The organism is Chlorobiota bacterium (genome assembly GCA_016700335.1).
Classification (GTDB): domain Bacteria; phylum Bacteroidota; class Ignavibacteria; order OLB7; family OLB7.
Genome location: CP065014.1, coordinates 2,519,294 through 2,534,976, shown reverse-complemented (window position 1 = coordinate 2,534,976; position 15,683 = coordinate 2,519,294). Strand labels below are relative to the sequence as shown.

Genomic DNA, 15,683 nt, shown 5'->3' with positions numbered 1-15,683 from the left:
ATTTTTACTCAATATTCTGAACTTGTTCTCTAATTTTTTCGAGTTCTTCTTTTATTTTAACAACTAATTGTGCAATTTCTGCATTGTTACATTTAGATCCAATAGTTGTAACTTCTCTTCCCATTTCTTGTAATAAAAAGTTAAGCCTCCTTCCAGCTGGCTCTTGCCCATTCATTGCTTCTAAGAAGAATTTTGAATGACTACGGTACCTAACACATTCTTCTGTAACATCTAATTTATCTGCTAACAATACTATTTCTAACTGAAGCCTTTGTTCATCAATTTCATCATTTTCAAATAATTGTGCAACTCTTAAACGTAATTTTTCTCTTTCAGTGGGTAATAAGTTATTTGATAATCCTACTACTTTTTCTAGTATTGATTCTATTTCTCTAATCCTATTTGAAATATCTCGACCAAGTTCATAGCCTTCTTTCCTACGCATTTGATTTAGATTGTTAACAGCATTTGATATTGCTTTAGATATCAAGTCCCAATTATCAATTACATCATCTTCAGCTGGAGTCATAATTTCATTAGAGAAACGTAATATATCAGCTAAAGAAACTGTCTCCTTAATTTTAGCAATTTTCCTAATTTCTTCTAGGGCATCTTTATAAGATTTTAGAGCTTCAGTATTAATCAACAATTTTTTTGCTTTTGAACTTTGTTCAATTCCAAGAAAAAGATTAATTTTTGCTCTAGAAACTTTGCTTCTAATTAGTTCTTTAATGTCATTTTCTCTGAATTGTAATTCACGAGGCAACTTAGAAGAGATCTCCAAAAATCTACTATTCACACTTCTTAACTCTATTGAAATGGTCACACCTTTACCTGTTACGGAACTTTGCCCATAACCGGTCATACTTATCATCATAAAACTTGCTATTAAAAATTTATGTTAACGTCATTATATTTAATACCTAAATATTAAATATAATGACCATCATATTACTAAAGTAGTTAATTTACAAAAATAACTAATTAGATTTATTTATAAGAGAATATTATTTTTTAGAAAGAAATATGGGAATTATAAAATATGATATTATTCATTGTTATCTAGTCAATATCAAAACAGAATTGAAATAAATTTAAATATTGAACAATTTAAGTCAATTTTCAAAATTGTATTATTATTAATTAATTCCTTAATTTTGTAAAATATGTTTAAACAATATTAGTCAACAATTTTAAACACCAATAATATCAAATTAACTTAAAAAATACTATGTACAAAATTCTCATTTTGATTTCAATTTTTTGTTTGTATTGTAAAGTAACTGCACAAACTATAACTGCAGCTGACTTTATAAATATGAACAATACAACTCGCGGTAATGGAATGCAAACATCAGATATAACAGGTTTTAATTTAAATCCACCTGGAGGCAATAACACTTGGGATTTCTCAAAATTAAAGTATACTCCATTGGATGGAGAATCTTTCTCATCATCAGCTAAGTTAGGTTCTAATTGTGATAATTTACCTGAATTTAAAGATGCTAATATTTATACAAAATCTACAACAAATGTAAATGGAGTAAAATATATTAGTTTCAGTTATGGTAAATTAAGCCAAGAAGGTTATTGGATTTATGGAGCTTGTACGGATACTTTTAAAACTTTTTATAATCCTGGGAATCAAATATATAAATTCCCAATGAGTAAAGGTTCAAAATGGACTAGTACCTATAAAATTCCTAATGCTTATGGAGAATCTAATGTAACAGTTGAAAACGAAATTGATGCTTCTGGAACAGCAATATTACCTAATGGTAATAATACTGGAGTTATAACAAAAAATGTAATTAGATTAAAGTCTCATACAGTTTCAATTGCCAATTATAGTGGGTTTATGATTACTTCTAAAAGTTATTCCTATTCATGGCTAACTAATTATTCTGATGGAATGACTATTGTTGCTGGGGCTGGAGCTGATTCAAATAATGTTTTAAATTCAGTTTCTTTGCCAGGCAAATCTTCTGGTGGAAAAGGAGTTTATGAATCTGATAATAATGATTTTTCTTTAAAAGGAAATTTCCCTAATCCTTCAGTTAATTCTACTTCGATAAATTTTGAAATGAAAAATAATGCTAGAGCAATTATTTCTTTATATAACTTTGAAGGAAAATTAATAACAATATTAGCTGACAAAACTTTTAATAAAGGTGACCAAACATTAAAAGTAAATATTAGTGATTTATCATCAGGGTTATATTATTATACTTTAAACTGTAATAATTCAATAGCAAAAGGAGTTATGACATTTACTAAATAATAAGGATTTTTACTTAAAAAATTCCCAAAGATTTTAATTCTAATCATATTTATAACATGATTAATTTAAAATATCTTTGGGAATTTTTTTATAATATTAAAAGTTTATGCTTCAATAGGTTGAAGCTTTGAAACAGCAGTTCTAATTCTTTCAATTGCAAGTTGAATTTTGTCTAGAGAATTAGCATAACTAAATCTAATAAATCCTTCACCATAACCTCCGAAAGCAGTACCAGATAAGCAAGCAACCCCAGCTTCATTTAAAAGATAATCAGCCAATTTTTGGGATGCAATTCCAGTTCCAACAATATTTGGAAATACATAAAAGGCACCTTGAGGACGTAAACAACTGAAACCTGGAATTGAATTTAGTCCATCAACTATTGCATCTCGCCTAAGTTTGAATTCTGCTAACATAATGTCAACTGATTCCTGTGGACCGCTCAGAGCCTCAATTCCAGCCATTTGTGAAAAACTTGATGTGCAACTAGTACAATTTGTTTGAAGTTTTGCAACTAGCTTAGCAATATTCTCAGGCATAATTCCATAACCTAATCTCCAACCGGTCATTGCATATGTTTTACTAAACCCATCTAACATAATTGTTCTTTCTTTCATTTCTGGAATTTCTAGAAAAGAGAAATGCTTAAATCCATCATAAGTAATTCTAGAATAAATTTCATCACTAAAAACAATAAAATCATGTTTGATAGCTAATGCAGCAATTCCTTCAATATCTTCTTTAGTTAGAATGCCACCTGTAGGATTCTGAGGAGTATTTACAATAACCATTCTAGTTTTGGAAGTAATTCTTGACTCTAGATCTGATAAGTCAAATCTAAAATCTTTTTCTTCTCTTAATGGTAAAGGAACAGGTTTTGCATTAAGAAAATTTATTACCGATTCATAAATAGGAAATCCTGGATTAGGATAAATAACTTCATCACCTTCGTCAACTGTTGCCATTATTGCATAAAACATTATAGGTTTGGCACCAGGTGTAACAACTACTTCATCTGGAGTACATTTAAAACCATTTCTAGTTTTCATAACATACTCGGCTATTGCTTCGCGAGCTTGTAATAGACCAGAACTTGGACCATAATGAGTAAAACCATTATCTAATGCGTCTTTTGCAGCATTAATAATATTGCTTGGAGTATCAAAATCTGGCTCACCAATTTCTAAGTGTACAATATCTCTACCTTGAGCTTCTAAAGCTTTAGCCTTAACAAGCACTTCAAATGCTGTTTCAGTTCCCAAGCGAGACATTCTGTTTGCTATATGCATATTAATCTATAAAGTTTAAAAAATAGTTTGAATAAATAACTAATTTAAAGTCAAATGATAAAAATTTAGATGATAGAAAATCAACTAAACTTTTTTAACTGAAAAAAATTAAATATAATTAACAAATAATTCTAAAAAAAGAATCTAAATAATTCTTAATTGATAAATTTCTAAACTGAGAATTAAGTTATTATCAAAAATTCTCTACAAAAATATACAACCAGTTTAATATACAATTCTTTGATTTGTTAAAAAAAGATTTAAACCGTATTTTGGTGTGAAAGTCAATGCTCAAATTCGATAAATTTTTCTGTTAAATAATAATGACCTTAATACCACCTAAAATAAAATCCATTGCAGTATTACAATTAGGTAAGTTAGGTGATATGATTCTAACTACCCCATTGTTTAATTCTATTAAGGAGTTGTATCCCGAATCTAACTTAACAGTTATTGCAGATTATAATAGTGGTATAATTGCAAAAGTACATCCATCTGTAGATCACGTTATAAGCATTCAAAATGGGATAATGAGAATTCCTAATATTATATCTGCTTTAAGATATAAGAAATATGATTTGTATATAGACCATAAAAATCATTTTTCAAGAACATCACAAATGGCAGCATGGTTTATTAAATCACAATTGATAATAATACATCATTTAAATCAACCAAACAATAATGGTAATTATATTAATTTGCCTAAAACAATTCCACCTGGACATTATGTAGACATAGCAACAACACCACTCACAATTCTAAATAAAGAATATAAATTTAATAGACAACCACAGATATTTATAAGTAATGAAATTCAAAAAAGCATTGACTCTAGAATTAGTATTGACAAATTAGGATTGATTGTAATAAACATTTCAGCTGGCTCGAGTGATAGAATGTGGACCGAAGAAAATTGGAAAGCTTTAATCAAATCTTTATCAAAAAAGTATAGCATAGGAATCATATCTGATCCAAAAGATACTACACTTGCTAATCGGCTTTGTTCAGTACAAAAAAACTGTCGTATTATTAGAACTGAAAATATATTAGAAGCTGCAGCGGTTATAAAAAGATCATTAATTGTAATTTCTTCAGATACTTCAATAGTTCATATTTCATCTGCTTTTAATAAACCATGCTTAGCTTTATTTTCATATGATATTTCAAATGTTAATTGTTTCAAACCAATGTCATTAAAAAGCAAAGTGGTAATATCAAAAAAAGGTTATAAAATTTGTGATATCGAATTTGAAGAAGTTTTGGAAAAATTTTATGAAATAGAGAAACAATTATAGTTGTAGGTTTTACAATTAGAAAATGAAGATTAGAAAAATGAGTTGAAATTTTTTTTAACTATTAAGTAACATTTTGAAATTGTTATTTAAAGATTAAGAAATCTTTGTTACTAATTAATACAATTAAAAACTTGATAATAGATTTTAATAGAAAATAAATCTATTAAGTTGCACCTGTGGAAATATTATGTGGGCAAACACAGGTTGTAAAGTGAATTCAAAATAAATTAGAAAAAATTATTTTATACTTTTAACACTTGTAACACAAAATGAATCCAAGAATTTTAATTATTGACGATGACATAGAGCTAAATGAGCTTTTATGTGAATTTTTCGAATCAAACAATGCAGTAGTTGAACACGCAATTAAACCATCTTCAGGTTTAAAAAAACTACGCGAATTCTCACCTGACTTAGTTGTATTAGATGTTATGCTTCCAGAAATGAATGGTTTTGAAGTATTAACTAAAATCCGTGAATTTTCAAATGTACCTGTTGTAATGCTTACTGCACGTGGTGATGTAGATGATAGAATTATGGGCATTCAGTCAGGAGCAGATGATTATTTAGCAAAGCCTTTCGACGCACTTGAGTTATGGACTCGTATCCAAGCTATTCTTAAAAGATCTAAACCTACATTCGGTGTTTCTGGAATATTTAAATTTGAAGGTATGGATATAGATTGCCAAATGCAAATTGCTAAAGTTGATGGCGTGAAACTTGATTTAACTACAGCCGAATTTGAGATGCTTAGAATTTTCTGTGAAAATCCAAACAAGCCACTTGACCGCGATTTTATGATGGAGCAAACCAGAGGAATTCCTTGGGAGTCATTAAATCGTTCAGTTGATGTTGTAATTTCAAGATTACGTCAAAAATTAGAAGATGATCCTAAGAAACCACGCTTTGTAAAAACAATTTGGGGAAGAGGTTATATGTTTGTTGCAACTCCATGTTTAGAATTACAAGCAGCATAATATAACACTTTGATAAAATTTGTAATACTTTCTTATTCAATTTAATTGAATTGATTACGATTTAATTAAATAGCTTTTAGATCCCTTTATTTTTCAATATTATATCATTTAGATTTACAAATGGCTCCGGCTCAAAGTCAGAAAATAGCATCTTGGAATGAGTTAAGACCAAAAGTGTTAACAATGAAGTTGACTATTTTTAGGAAAATATTTCTTATAATAATATGTACATCATTGATTGCAATTATCAGTGTTTGGCTTTATGATAGGTATGCTTTACGTAATATCTATTCTGACTTTATAAAGGAACAATCTTATTCTTATACAAGATTAATTACTAGCACTGCACAGTTAAATAATGAAAATAGCTTATTCCCAAATGACATATTAATTGATACAACAGCATTAAGATCAATTACTTTAGCTCATCCTGTAGATATTAGAATTGAAAAGCCAGAAGGTAAAATGAGTAAAATAATTTGGACGAGTACTCAAACTTTACCATCTGCTGAAGAGGTAATTACTTCATCTGAAGATATTTTCAATACATTTTCTAATACAACATTTACAAATTCTGATTCAATTTCAGTAAGGAACGTAAAAGATAATTTGTATTCAATTCATTATAATAAAGGGAATATTTATTTAATTCATTTTAGAACTCAACTTTCTCATTTCCCTTTGTTACCAGTCACTTTTTTAATTGAAATGATTTTATTGCTTTTAATTGCAACAGTATATAAAATTGTTAAATTAATTTTGCGACCTTTAAATTCATTAATGACTGGTGTGCAAATGGTAGGTTCTGGAGAATTTGATTATCAAGTTCCACTACAATCTAATGATGAATTAGGGGAGTTAACTAAAGCATTTAATGCTATGTCTAATAGAGTTAATTTAATTATGCAATCTAAAAGAAGACTATTGTTTGATGTAAGCCATGAGCTCAGAACACCACTTACTAGAATGTCATTAACATTAACAATGATGCCTGAAAGTAAGCAAAGAGAGAGGCTTCAGAGGAATGTAAAAGAGCTAAACATAATGATTACAGAGCTTTTAGAAAATGAAAGATTAATGGTGTTAGGTGGCAAACTAATTTTAGAAGAAGTGAATTTAGTTAGTATGATTCATGAGATTTGCGAGGGTTTTAATGAAGTATCAAATAATGTACTTTTTGACTCTTTATCAAGTGAGTTGTTTGCTTCTGTTGATACACAGAGAGTTTCAATTGCAATCAAAAATATTATATCAAATGCAATTAAATATTCTGGGAAAGATCATAAAATTGATGTTAGGCTTTTCCCAGATGAAGAAGGTGTTAGAATAGTTGTAGCAGATAGAGGAATGGGGATTCCTATTGAGCTTCAAAAAGAAGTATTTGAACCTTTTTATAGAGTTGATGATTCTAGAACTCGCTCAACAGGGGGTTATGGACTTGGATTACCATTAGCAAAAGCTATCGTTGACGCTCATAATGGAACTATTGATTTAACAAGTACCCAAGGAGTTGGAACTACAGTTACAATATGGTTGCCAAATTCATCAGATAATGTTAAAGATATTATAGGGCTATCAAAACCTGATTTAAAGGTCGAAAATGTTAAGGCAAAATTTTCTGGAATTAAAATCAATTTAAAAAATTAAAGAAACTGTTATCTGTTATTTAAATTTAATTGAATTAATCAATCAAGTTTTAAATCAATTAACTTAACCTTGAGTATTTTATTAACTTATCTAAATAATAGTGAATATGTTTTGCTATCTTTGATATTGAAAATTTGAACATAATTATGAATGAAGATAATTTAAATATAACTGAAAATAACGAACCAACTTCCAACAGAGGGAATTTGAGGAGTAGAGATGCAGAGCGCATTAGATCAGTACTCAAACGTTCAACAAGTACTCCACAAAAAGAAGTTATAATTAATTCAAATGATAATTCATTAATTGCTCAGAATAATAAAATTGTAAATCAAAATATTAATTTAAACAATCCTATTTCCGATAGTGAAAATTTAAATGATAATTCATTAAGTTCAGAACCTAAAGAGATAATTATTGTTAAAATGATTGAAGGTTCAACATCTGCAAAATCATTTGAACCGACCGAAGAATCAATAAAAAAAGCAAATACTAAACCTGAGAATACAATTAAAAAAGAGATGCCCAAGAAACGAAATCCAGTTTTTACAATTGTGGTAATTTTAATTGGCTTAGTTACAGGGTTAGCACTTTATGTATTAGTAAGTGAACAGATTAGTAAGTACTTCCCTGTGTCAAATGAAAGCATTGATAGTGCAGGTAATTCAAATGTAGATAATTTTAATGATACTCTAAATAGTTTAGATAATTCTTCAATTGATATTGATGGGAACAAAGATACAAATACTGTTGTTCTCCCATCTGGTGATGATTATAAATTACCATACCCAAACAATAATAATAATGTGACTGAAAATGAAAAAAAAGAAATAGATAAAATTGAAGATCAAAAAACAGACTTTAAGAACAACACAAATTTAAATAATTCATCAAGTAACTCTAACAATAATGGAAACAATGGCTCTGTTCCTGATATCAGAGGCAATAGTGAGTTTAATTCTGCATTGAACGGTCATTCATGGAAAGCAAATAAAACTAAGATTCAAAAAGAGGAAGAAAATTTAAAAAATGCAGCTAAAACAGATTTAAAAGCAAGCGATAAACCAGTTCTCAAAAATAAAATTTCAGATAGTAAAACTAATCCTAAAAATACTGAAAAACTATCACCTTCTAATGAAAGAACTGTAAGTGATATTAACGAGAAAAAAGTACATTCAAAAGGGGTAATTGATAAAAGTAAACCAAATTTAAATACTCAGTTAAAAACTAAATATGTAGTTCAAGTTCACTCTACGCCAGATGAATCGGAGGCAAAAAAAGTTGCTCAGCAGTTAAAAGCTAAAGGAATTAAAGGTATATCAGTTATGCCAACTTTGGTAAATGGCAAGAAAATTTTTCGTGTAAGATTCGGCTCAACTGGTACTAAACAAGAGGCTGAAAAAGATGCAGGAAGAGCAGGTTATAAAAAGTCATGGATAATTCCAAGTAAGTAATCCACACATTACTACATTTCAATTATAGCATTTTATTATTTTAAAAGTTGTTCAACAATTGAGAATTTTTTTATTTATAAAATCTTTTATCCACAGTTATTTATTAAAACATTCTTATCTGATTTAAAGTTAAATTCTTGCTCAATTACAATCCTATCATACATTTCATTATTTAAAAAAAAAGTAAATTAAAATAATTGCAAATTACAATAAATAAATAACTTTAAACTTGATTCAAAAAAGAGATACTTTTTCATTACTTTTGATTTTCTAAAAATTATAAAAAATTCTAAATCAAAACTATTGATGTCAGATAATACTTCAAAGGTAACTTATTGGAATTACCTAAGGACGGATGAACTTTTATCTCTACAAAATCCTGCAACAAATGCCCATGATGAGATGCAGTTTATTATTGTACATCAAGCTTTTGAATTGTGGTTTAAGTTGGCTATATATGAACTCAAATTTGTAATTGAAAATCTAGAATTAGGAAACATTGTAAAAGCAACTCATTTTTTGAACAGGGTTAGTATTATTCTTACTGCTTCAAATAAAGGATTTGATACTTTAATCACAATGACCCAAGAAGGATATTTAGAATTCCGTGATTCATTAAGACCTGCAAGTGGATTCCAATCATCACAATTTAGAATAATAGAATTGTTAGCAGGAATTGAAACAAGCCAAGAAGAAGAAAAATTTTACTGGGAGAAAGCTGTACAAGCAGGTGAAACTATGACAAGTTTTATGGAAAAGTATCACACAGAGCTTAAAACTTTGGCAAAAGAATATCAACATAAAAATGTTAATTCACTTCTAAAAAACATAATTTTTAAATCAACTAATCTTGAAGGAAAAGATGGTGTTAAGCTAGTAAATTCCAATACTGAAAAGTACAATACTTTGGTCAGTCTGTTTAATTCAGCTTTAGGTTTTGAACAAGCAGTCATGGAGTTTAGAATTGCACATCATAAAGTTACAGTTTTTACAGTTGGCAACTCAGCAGGAACAAGTAGTTCTCATTCAGATAATTTCCCAAGTTGTGCTTCATATCTATCAGGAGTTATTAAAGATCGTTCTATTATTTTTGATGTATTACATTAATAGACAATAAAATTTAATATTATTGATTAATAATAATTTATTTTTGTTGCAACAACCAACAATACTTTAAAGTCAAAAGCAATTCAAACTGTTTTAGTATAATTACAAACAGTGATTGAATATTCAAATCAAATATTTATGAGATCTTCAATTTTAGTTATATTTTTCTTGTTATTTCCTAGATTGATATTTTCTCAAACTGCGGGAGATCAACCTCCACAAACACTTACATTAGAACAAGCAGTGAAGTTAGCTCTTGAGAGAAACTTAAATTTAACTAATTCTCAAATTAGAATTGAAAGTGCAATAGCAAGAACATATTCAAATTTTGGTACTTTTTTACCAACATTAAGCACTAATGCGGGCTATAACAGAAGGCTGACAGATGGTACTCAGTTTTTTCAAGGAGTACCAATAGGAACTTCTCCAGCTGATAATTACAGTTTAGGAGCAAATTTAAATTATACAATCTTTGATGGTTTTGCTAGAAGCGCAAACTATAATACAGCACAAATTGAAGAAAAAATTGCAGTTAAAGGATTAGAAAGAACTAAGCAAGAAATTGCTCATCAAGCAAGAATCGCATTTTTAAATGCTGTAAGAAATGAACAAATTATTGAAACATATAAAAATAATTTAGACTTAGCAAATGAGAGATTATCTCAAGTTAAAATTCTTGTTGAAGCCGGAGTATCAGAATCAACAACAATATTGCAACAAGAACTAGAAGTTGTAAATACTGAGCTTTCTATTGAACAGGCTCAAACAGATGCCGAAGTTTCAAAAGCTACTTTAGCTGTTATTTTAAATTATGAACCAAATATTAAATTTCAATTATTAACTCAAGATATTGCTAAAAATGTAGATTCAGTTGAATTATTTGAGAATAGAAAACAACTTGGAAGTTTATCAGAAATGATAAAAAAGCAATCTGAAAGACCAGATTTAGTTGGTACAAAACTTAAATTACAGACAAATGACTTGGCTGTTATTAGTGCAAAGTCAGCAAGATTTCCAACTCTTGGAGCTGGTGTTAACTGGTCTTGGAGTAAAAATGGAAGTAATGATGGTTCTCATTATGCTGCCTTAGCTATTAATGCTCAGTATAATATATTTGATGGATTTAGAAGAGACGAACAAGAACAAACTGCAAATTTTCAAAAAAAAATTAATGAGATCGATTTGAGAAACCTCGAGCTAAGATCTCGAAGCGAACTACAGCAAGCTGTTGTTAGGTTTGAAGGAGTTGAGAGACAATTATATGTTGCTAAGAAAGCTATAATGGTAGCTAAGGTTAACAGAGAAGCTGCCGATGAAAAGTATAAAGCTGGGGCAAGTAATTACACAGATTTTTTAATTGCTAACAACCAATTTCAAAATGCTCAAATTAATTTACTTAACACTGTATTTTCTTATCGATCTTCTTTAATTGAAGTTAAGTTTCAAATTGGAGAATAAATATTTGTAAATAACTTTTTATGAGAAAGTTTTTTAAAATTTGAGTTTGAGTTTTAAGATTTAAATAAAGATTTAGTTATAGAAATTGAGATTTTCATTCAAGAAATTAATATCAAATTAATATATGTCAGAAAATATTATTAAACCAGTGGTTGTAGCCAAACCAAAAATAATAATTAAATCTAAAAAGAAGAAAAGCAGAAAAGGACTAATATTCGGAATAATTTTTTTGTTAATTGCAGCAACTACTTCATATATTCTTTTAAAGCCAAAGAAAGATGAAGGCATATCAATTGAAACAGAAAAAATTTCTAAAAGAACAGTACTTCAAACTGTAACTGCAACAGGAATAATAGATCCTGATTTGCAACTTAAAGTAACTTCTGAAGTATCTGGTGAAATAATTTTTCTTGGTGTAAAAGAAGGTGATTTTGTACATAAAGGTCAGGTTATAATAAAAGTAAATCCTCAGTCATTCTCAGCTGAAAGAGACCAAGCAGAAGCACAAGTATCATCATCATTGGCAAGGGTAGCTCAATCAGAAGCAAGTTTGCTGAGAGCAATTCAAGAACAAACCAGAATTCAAGGATTGTATGAGAAAAAATTAGCAACTACTAGAGAATTAGAGATAACTCAATCTCAAGTGAAAATTGCTGAGGCTGAAAAGTTATCATCTAGATATAATGTAGATCAAGCTAGAGCAGGTGTAAGAAGAATAATGGAATCATTAAAAAAGACAACAATAACAGCTCCAATATCTGGAGTTGTAACAAAATTAATAACGAAATTAGGTGAAAAAGTTGTTGGAGCAATTCAAATGAGTGGTACTGAAATTATGACTATCGCTGATTTGTCTGTAATAGAGGCTGTTGTTGATGTTCCAGAAACTGATGTTGTACAAATATCATTAAATGACATTGCAGATATTGAAGTTGATGCAATTCCAAATAAGAAATTCAAAGCAGTTGTCTCAAGAATTGCAAATTCTCCAAAAAAATCTGGTTTAGGAACAAATGAACAAATGACTAACTTTGAAGTTAGACTTAGGTTTATTAATAAAGATGAAAGATTACGACCAGGTATGACTTCAACAGCTACAATTGGTACTGATAAAAAAGAAAATGTATTAACAGTTCCAATTCAATCTGTTACTACAAGGGATCCTAAAAAAGAGAGTAAAAAAGAAAATAGTTCTAAAGATGATAAAGAAAAAGAAAAAGAGAAGAATGAAGATGTTAAAAATGTTAAACTTGAACTAAATCAAAAAGATAAACCTAAGCCAATTGTATTTATAAAAATGGGTGATTCTGTTGTTATTAAATCAGTTGAAACTGGAATTAGAGATGATCAATATATTGAGATTTCAAGTGGATTAAAAGAAAATGATGAAGTTGTGATTGGAACTTACAAAGCTATTTCGCAAGAGCTTGAACAAGGATCAAAAGTAAAATTAGAAGAAAAGAAAAAAGACAAGAAAGAGAGTAAAAAATAATATTTGCATGACTACTGAAGATTTAATTCCAACAATTGATTTAAAGGATGTTACTCGATTATATAAAATGGGAGATGAAACTATTTATGCACTAAGAGGCGTAACTATGAAGATATTTCCTAATGAATATGTAGCTATTATGGGACCCTCAGGTTCTGGTAAATCTACATTAATGAATATGATTGGATGTTTAGATTCCCCAACTTCTGGGGAATATAATTTTGAGGATGAAGCAGTTTCAGATTTGTCAGATAAAGAACTAGCACATATTAGAAACAAAAAAATTGGTTTTGTATTTCAAACTTTTAATTTACTCAATAGGAGTACAGCCTTACAAAATGTGGAATTACCATTAGTATATTCTGGTATGAATAGATTTGATCGGCTTGAAAGAGCAGAACAAACGCTAATAGATGTTGGATTAGCAGAAAGGTTACTCCATAAGCCGAACGAGCTTTCAGGAGGACAAAGGCAAAGAGTTGCTATTGCGAGAGCACTTGTTACAGAACCTTCAATAATCCTTGCTGATGAACCTACTGGAAACTTAGATTCAAAAACTGGTGATGAAATTATGAAACTCTTTGGTGAATTATGGAAACAAGGTCATACTGTTATTTTAGTTACTCATGAAGAAGACATTGCACTTTATGCTGCAAGGATAATTAGAATGCGAGATGGTAAAATTGAGAGTGATTCTCAAAACTTAAATCAAAAATTTACTTAATAATTGAAATTTTTTCATACTCAATATTATTATTGAATTGAAAAACTAAAGTATAAATTCCAGATGAATAATTTTTGCAATCTACCTTGATTGAAGAATTATTTTGATATAATTTTTCATTCATAGTAATTAATAATTTGCCTGTAATATCTAATAAATCAATTGTAATATTTTCTCCATCTTTCAAATTTATTCCTTGTTTAAACTTAACAATAATATTATCTAAAACAGGATTAGGATAAATTGTTTCTATAAATTTATTTCTTTCAATTGAGTTTGTTTGTTGTTGATTTAGTTGAGTAGTTTTTCCATCAATTAGTTCACTAATAGCCTTCATTTTATAATTCCTATCAGGGTTATTAAAATCATCTGTAATTCCCCAGCAGCCATATCTATTATAAGATGAGAATAAAGTAAAATACATTGCTAATCCTCCACCTATTTTATTCCAACCCTGGATATAATTATTTTTTATAACATCACCCATTTTTTTTGTTCTATGAGAAAGAATTTGATTACCTAAATTAACTAATGATCCTCCTTCAGGCAAGCTAGGTCCACCTTCGTAGGATGTACATCCACCCTTAAATCCCCATGCTTTTGCTTTGTTGATGTGGTTTAGTCTGTACGTACCTATGTTAGTATTATTAATTTGATTGTTGATATCTTCAATCATACCATCATTAATAATTGATGGATCTATTGATGTAGCTTTTGTTGATCCAAAATAAAGTGATGTACTTGTGGCATAAATGAATTTATTAGGCTCTCCAAAAGTTTTTTTAATAAAATTTAAATGATTATCACTTCTTCCATTATAAGCTTGCTGAGCAGATAGAATAACTCGAATTTTGAAATTGATTTCCTGTTCACCAAAAACATTTGAAAACCATTTTGAAAGTTCAATTGTTCTTCTGGCATAAGATTCATCAAATGAGATTTTATATTTATTTGCGAGTGATTGTGTGTAAGGACCATGCGTAGCTTGAGTTGGACTCCAAACCTCATTGCTATTTTCTATGTAGATATTTATTGAAGGATTCAAGCTATCTTTTAATAGTTTTGCTAAATTATTTACGTAAGTGGAATCGCAAGACACATGTATACAAAACCAAACATCTTTGTTCAAAATATTTGCTAATTTAATCATGTTTTCCCAGCACCAGCCATCCAATTTACCATTCATATTCTTCATAGAAAGCTGAGATGCATCATATGGAGATTTCCGCATATTCCAAGTGGTAACATTAGGATAAACTGGCTCACCATCCCAAACATTTTGAAGGTTGTAAAATCTATAACAAGAAAAATTTGATGATTTACAAAGCTTTATAAATTCATTTGTGAATAATTTATCGGTGTTTAATGGATAACCTGGTCTGTTAATAATCAAATTAGTAATCCCTAAATTATTACCTCCATTCAGTACTCGTTTGGTATTTGTAAAATTTAAAATAACAAGTCCATGATTTGGGTTACCAGCACCTCCAATTATTAGATCAAAAAGTGTAGTATTAGTTTGTTGATTGTAATTTATATTTTCAATTGAAACACTAGTTCCACTTACAGAAACATTAGCAGATCCATTAAAACTACCTTTATATAAACCGCTATAATTTATTCTAAATTTTTCTGGATCATCTATATTGCCATTCCATTCTGTTGCAGGCCTGCCATCAAGTAGAACTAATTCAAAATCACTTTTGGGCCAACCTAAAGAATCATAGCTTGATACTTTATTATATCTATTAGTTTGATTAATAATATTTACAAATGCCCCATTCCCATCTAAATTAACACCTAAGTTAACTTGAGAAAAACTTGAATTTATAATAGATAGATTAAGTGTAAAAATTAATAATAAACAAGAAAATTTTAGCATATAAATAACAATTATTAGTTTTTTGAAAATCAATTAAAGGAACGCAAATTAAATGAAATTAAGATACCAAAAAT

At 28.8% G+C, this 15,683-nt stretch carries 12 protein-coding genes; 9 read left to right on the top strand and 3 right to left on the bottom strand.

Going from position 1 to position 15,683, the window contains the following annotated elements; all coding sequences use genetic code 11:
• Positions 1 to 4: 4 nt before the first annotated feature.
• A complete protein-coding gene (locus IPP08_10300) occupies positions 5 to 874 on the bottom strand; it encodes a YicC family protein (protein ID QQS66146.1) in 870 nt (289 codons plus the stop codon).
• A gap of 357 nt (positions 875 to 1,231) precedes the next feature.
• Between IPP08_10300 and IPP08_10295 the strand changes: the two genes are divergently transcribed.
• A complete protein-coding gene (locus tag IPP08_10295) occupies positions 1,232 to 2,281 on the top strand; it encodes a T9SS type A sorting domain-containing protein (GenBank protein ID QQS66145.1) in 1,050 nt (349 codons plus the stop codon).
• Between the two features lie 104 nt (positions 2,282 to 2,385).
• Here IPP08_10295 and IPP08_10290 read toward each other — a convergent pair whose 3' ends face one another.
• Positions 2,386 to 3,570 (bottom strand): pyridoxal phosphate-dependent aminotransferase, encoded by a 1,185-nt coding sequence (locus IPP08_10290; GenBank protein ID QQS66144.1) that lies wholly within the window; start codon positions 3,568 to 3,570, stop codon positions 2,386 to 2,388.
• 323 nt (positions 3,571 to 3,893) lie between these two features.
• Here IPP08_10290 and IPP08_10285 point away from each other — a divergent pair, with 323 nt between their 5' ends.
• From IPP08_10285 to IPP08_10250, 8 genes are all read left to right on the top strand, one after another.
• Positions 3,894 to 4,868: a glycosyltransferase family 9 protein gene (locus IPP08_10285; GenBank protein QQS66143.1), complete on the top strand. Its 975-nt coding sequence runs from the start codon at positions 3,894 to 3,896 to the stop codon at positions 4,866 to 4,868.
• 269 nt (positions 4,869 to 5,137) lie between these two features.
• Entirely contained in the window at positions 5,138 to 5,845 is a 708-nt protein-coding gene (locus IPP08_10280; GenBank protein QQS66142.1) for a response regulator transcription factor, read from the top strand.
• Positions 5,846 to 5,965: 120 nt separating this feature from the next.
• Positions 5,966 to 7,492 (top strand): HAMP domain-containing histidine kinase, encoded by a 1,527-nt coding sequence (locus IPP08_10275; protein ID QQS66141.1) that lies wholly within the window; start codon positions 5,966 to 5,968, stop codon positions 7,490 to 7,492.
• A gap of 146 nt (positions 7,493 to 7,638) precedes the next feature.
• Positions 7,639 to 8,946: an SPOR domain-containing protein gene (locus tag IPP08_10270; protein QQS66140.1), complete on the top strand. Its 1,308-nt coding sequence runs from the start codon at positions 7,639 to 7,641 to the stop codon at positions 8,944 to 8,946.
• 306 nt (positions 8,947 to 9,252) lie between these two features.
• Entirely contained in the window at positions 9,253 to 10,053 is an 801-nt protein-coding gene (locus IPP08_10265) for a hypothetical protein (GenBank protein ID QQS66139.1), read from the top strand.
• A 138-nt stretch (positions 10,054 to 10,191) separates the two neighbouring features.
• The gene (locus IPP08_10260; GenBank protein ID QQS66138.1) at positions 10,192 to 11,511 is read left to right on the top strand and encodes a TolC family protein; all 1,320 of its coding nucleotides are present in this window, start codon (positions 10,192 to 10,194) and stop codon (positions 11,509 to 11,511) included.
• A gap of 124 nt (positions 11,512 to 11,635) precedes the next feature.
• On the top strand, positions 11,636 to 13,003 hold the full coding sequence (locus IPP08_10255; GenBank protein ID QQS66137.1) for an efflux RND transporter periplasmic adaptor subunit: 1,368 nt from the start codon (positions 11,636 to 11,638) through the stop codon (positions 13,001 to 13,003).
• Between the two features lie 7 nt (positions 13,004 to 13,010).
• Entirely contained in the window at positions 13,011 to 13,727 is a 717-nt protein-coding gene (locus tag IPP08_10250) for an ABC transporter ATP-binding protein (protein ID QQS66136.1), read from the top strand.
• Here IPP08_10250 and IPP08_10245 read toward each other — a convergent pair.
• On the bottom strand, positions 13,720 to 15,609 hold the full coding sequence (locus IPP08_10245; protein QQS66135.1) for a T9SS type A sorting domain-containing protein: 1,890 nt from the start codon (positions 15,607 to 15,609) through the stop codon (positions 13,720 to 13,722). The genes IPP08_10250 and IPP08_10245 overlap by 8 nt on opposite strands.
• Positions 15,610 to 15,683 lie beyond the last annotated feature (74 nt).

Excerpts from the sequence above, each read along its gene's own strand:
- IPP08_10300 (QQS66146.1), bottom strand. The coding sequence starts at position 874 with ATGATAAGTATGACCGGTTATGGGCAAAGTTCCGTAACAGGTAAAGGT.
- IPP08_10295 (QQS66145.1), top strand. The coding sequence starts at position 1,232 with ATGTACAAAATTCTCATTTTGATTTCAATTTTTTGTTTGTATTGTAAA.
- IPP08_10290 (QQS66144.1), bottom strand. The coding sequence starts at position 3,570 with ATGCATATAGCAAACAGAATGTCTCGCTTGGGAACTGAAACAGCATTT.
- IPP08_10285 (QQS66143.1), top strand. The coding sequence starts at position 3,894 with ATGACCTTAATACCACCTAAAATAAAATCCATTGCAGTATTACAATTA.
- IPP08_10280 (QQS66142.1), top strand. The coding sequence starts at position 5,138 with ATGAATCCAAGAATTTTAATTATTGACGATGACATAGAGCTAAATGAG.
- IPP08_10275 (QQS66141.1), top strand. The coding sequence starts at position 5,966 with ATGGCTCCGGCTCAAAGTCAGAAAATAGCATCTTGGAATGAGTTAAGA.
- IPP08_10270 (QQS66140.1), top strand. The coding sequence starts at position 7,639 with ATGAATGAAGATAATTTAAATATAACTGAAAATAACGAACCAACTTCC.
- IPP08_10265 (QQS66139.1), top strand. The coding sequence starts at position 9,253 with ATGTCAGATAATACTTCAAAGGTAACTTATTGGAATTACCTAAGGACG.
- IPP08_10260 (QQS66138.1), top strand. The coding sequence starts at position 10,192 with ATGAGATCTTCAATTTTAGTTATATTTTTCTTGTTATTTCCTAGATTG.
- IPP08_10255 (QQS66137.1), top strand. The coding sequence starts at position 11,636 with ATGTCAGAAAATATTATTAAACCAGTGGTTGTAGCCAAACCAAAAATA.
- IPP08_10250 (QQS66136.1), top strand. The coding sequence starts at position 13,011 with ATGACTACTGAAGATTTAATTCCAACAATTGATTTAAAGGATGTTACT.
- IPP08_10245 (QQS66135.1), bottom strand. The coding sequence starts at position 15,609 with ATGCTAAAATTTTCTTGTTTATTATTAATTTTTACACTTAATCTATCT.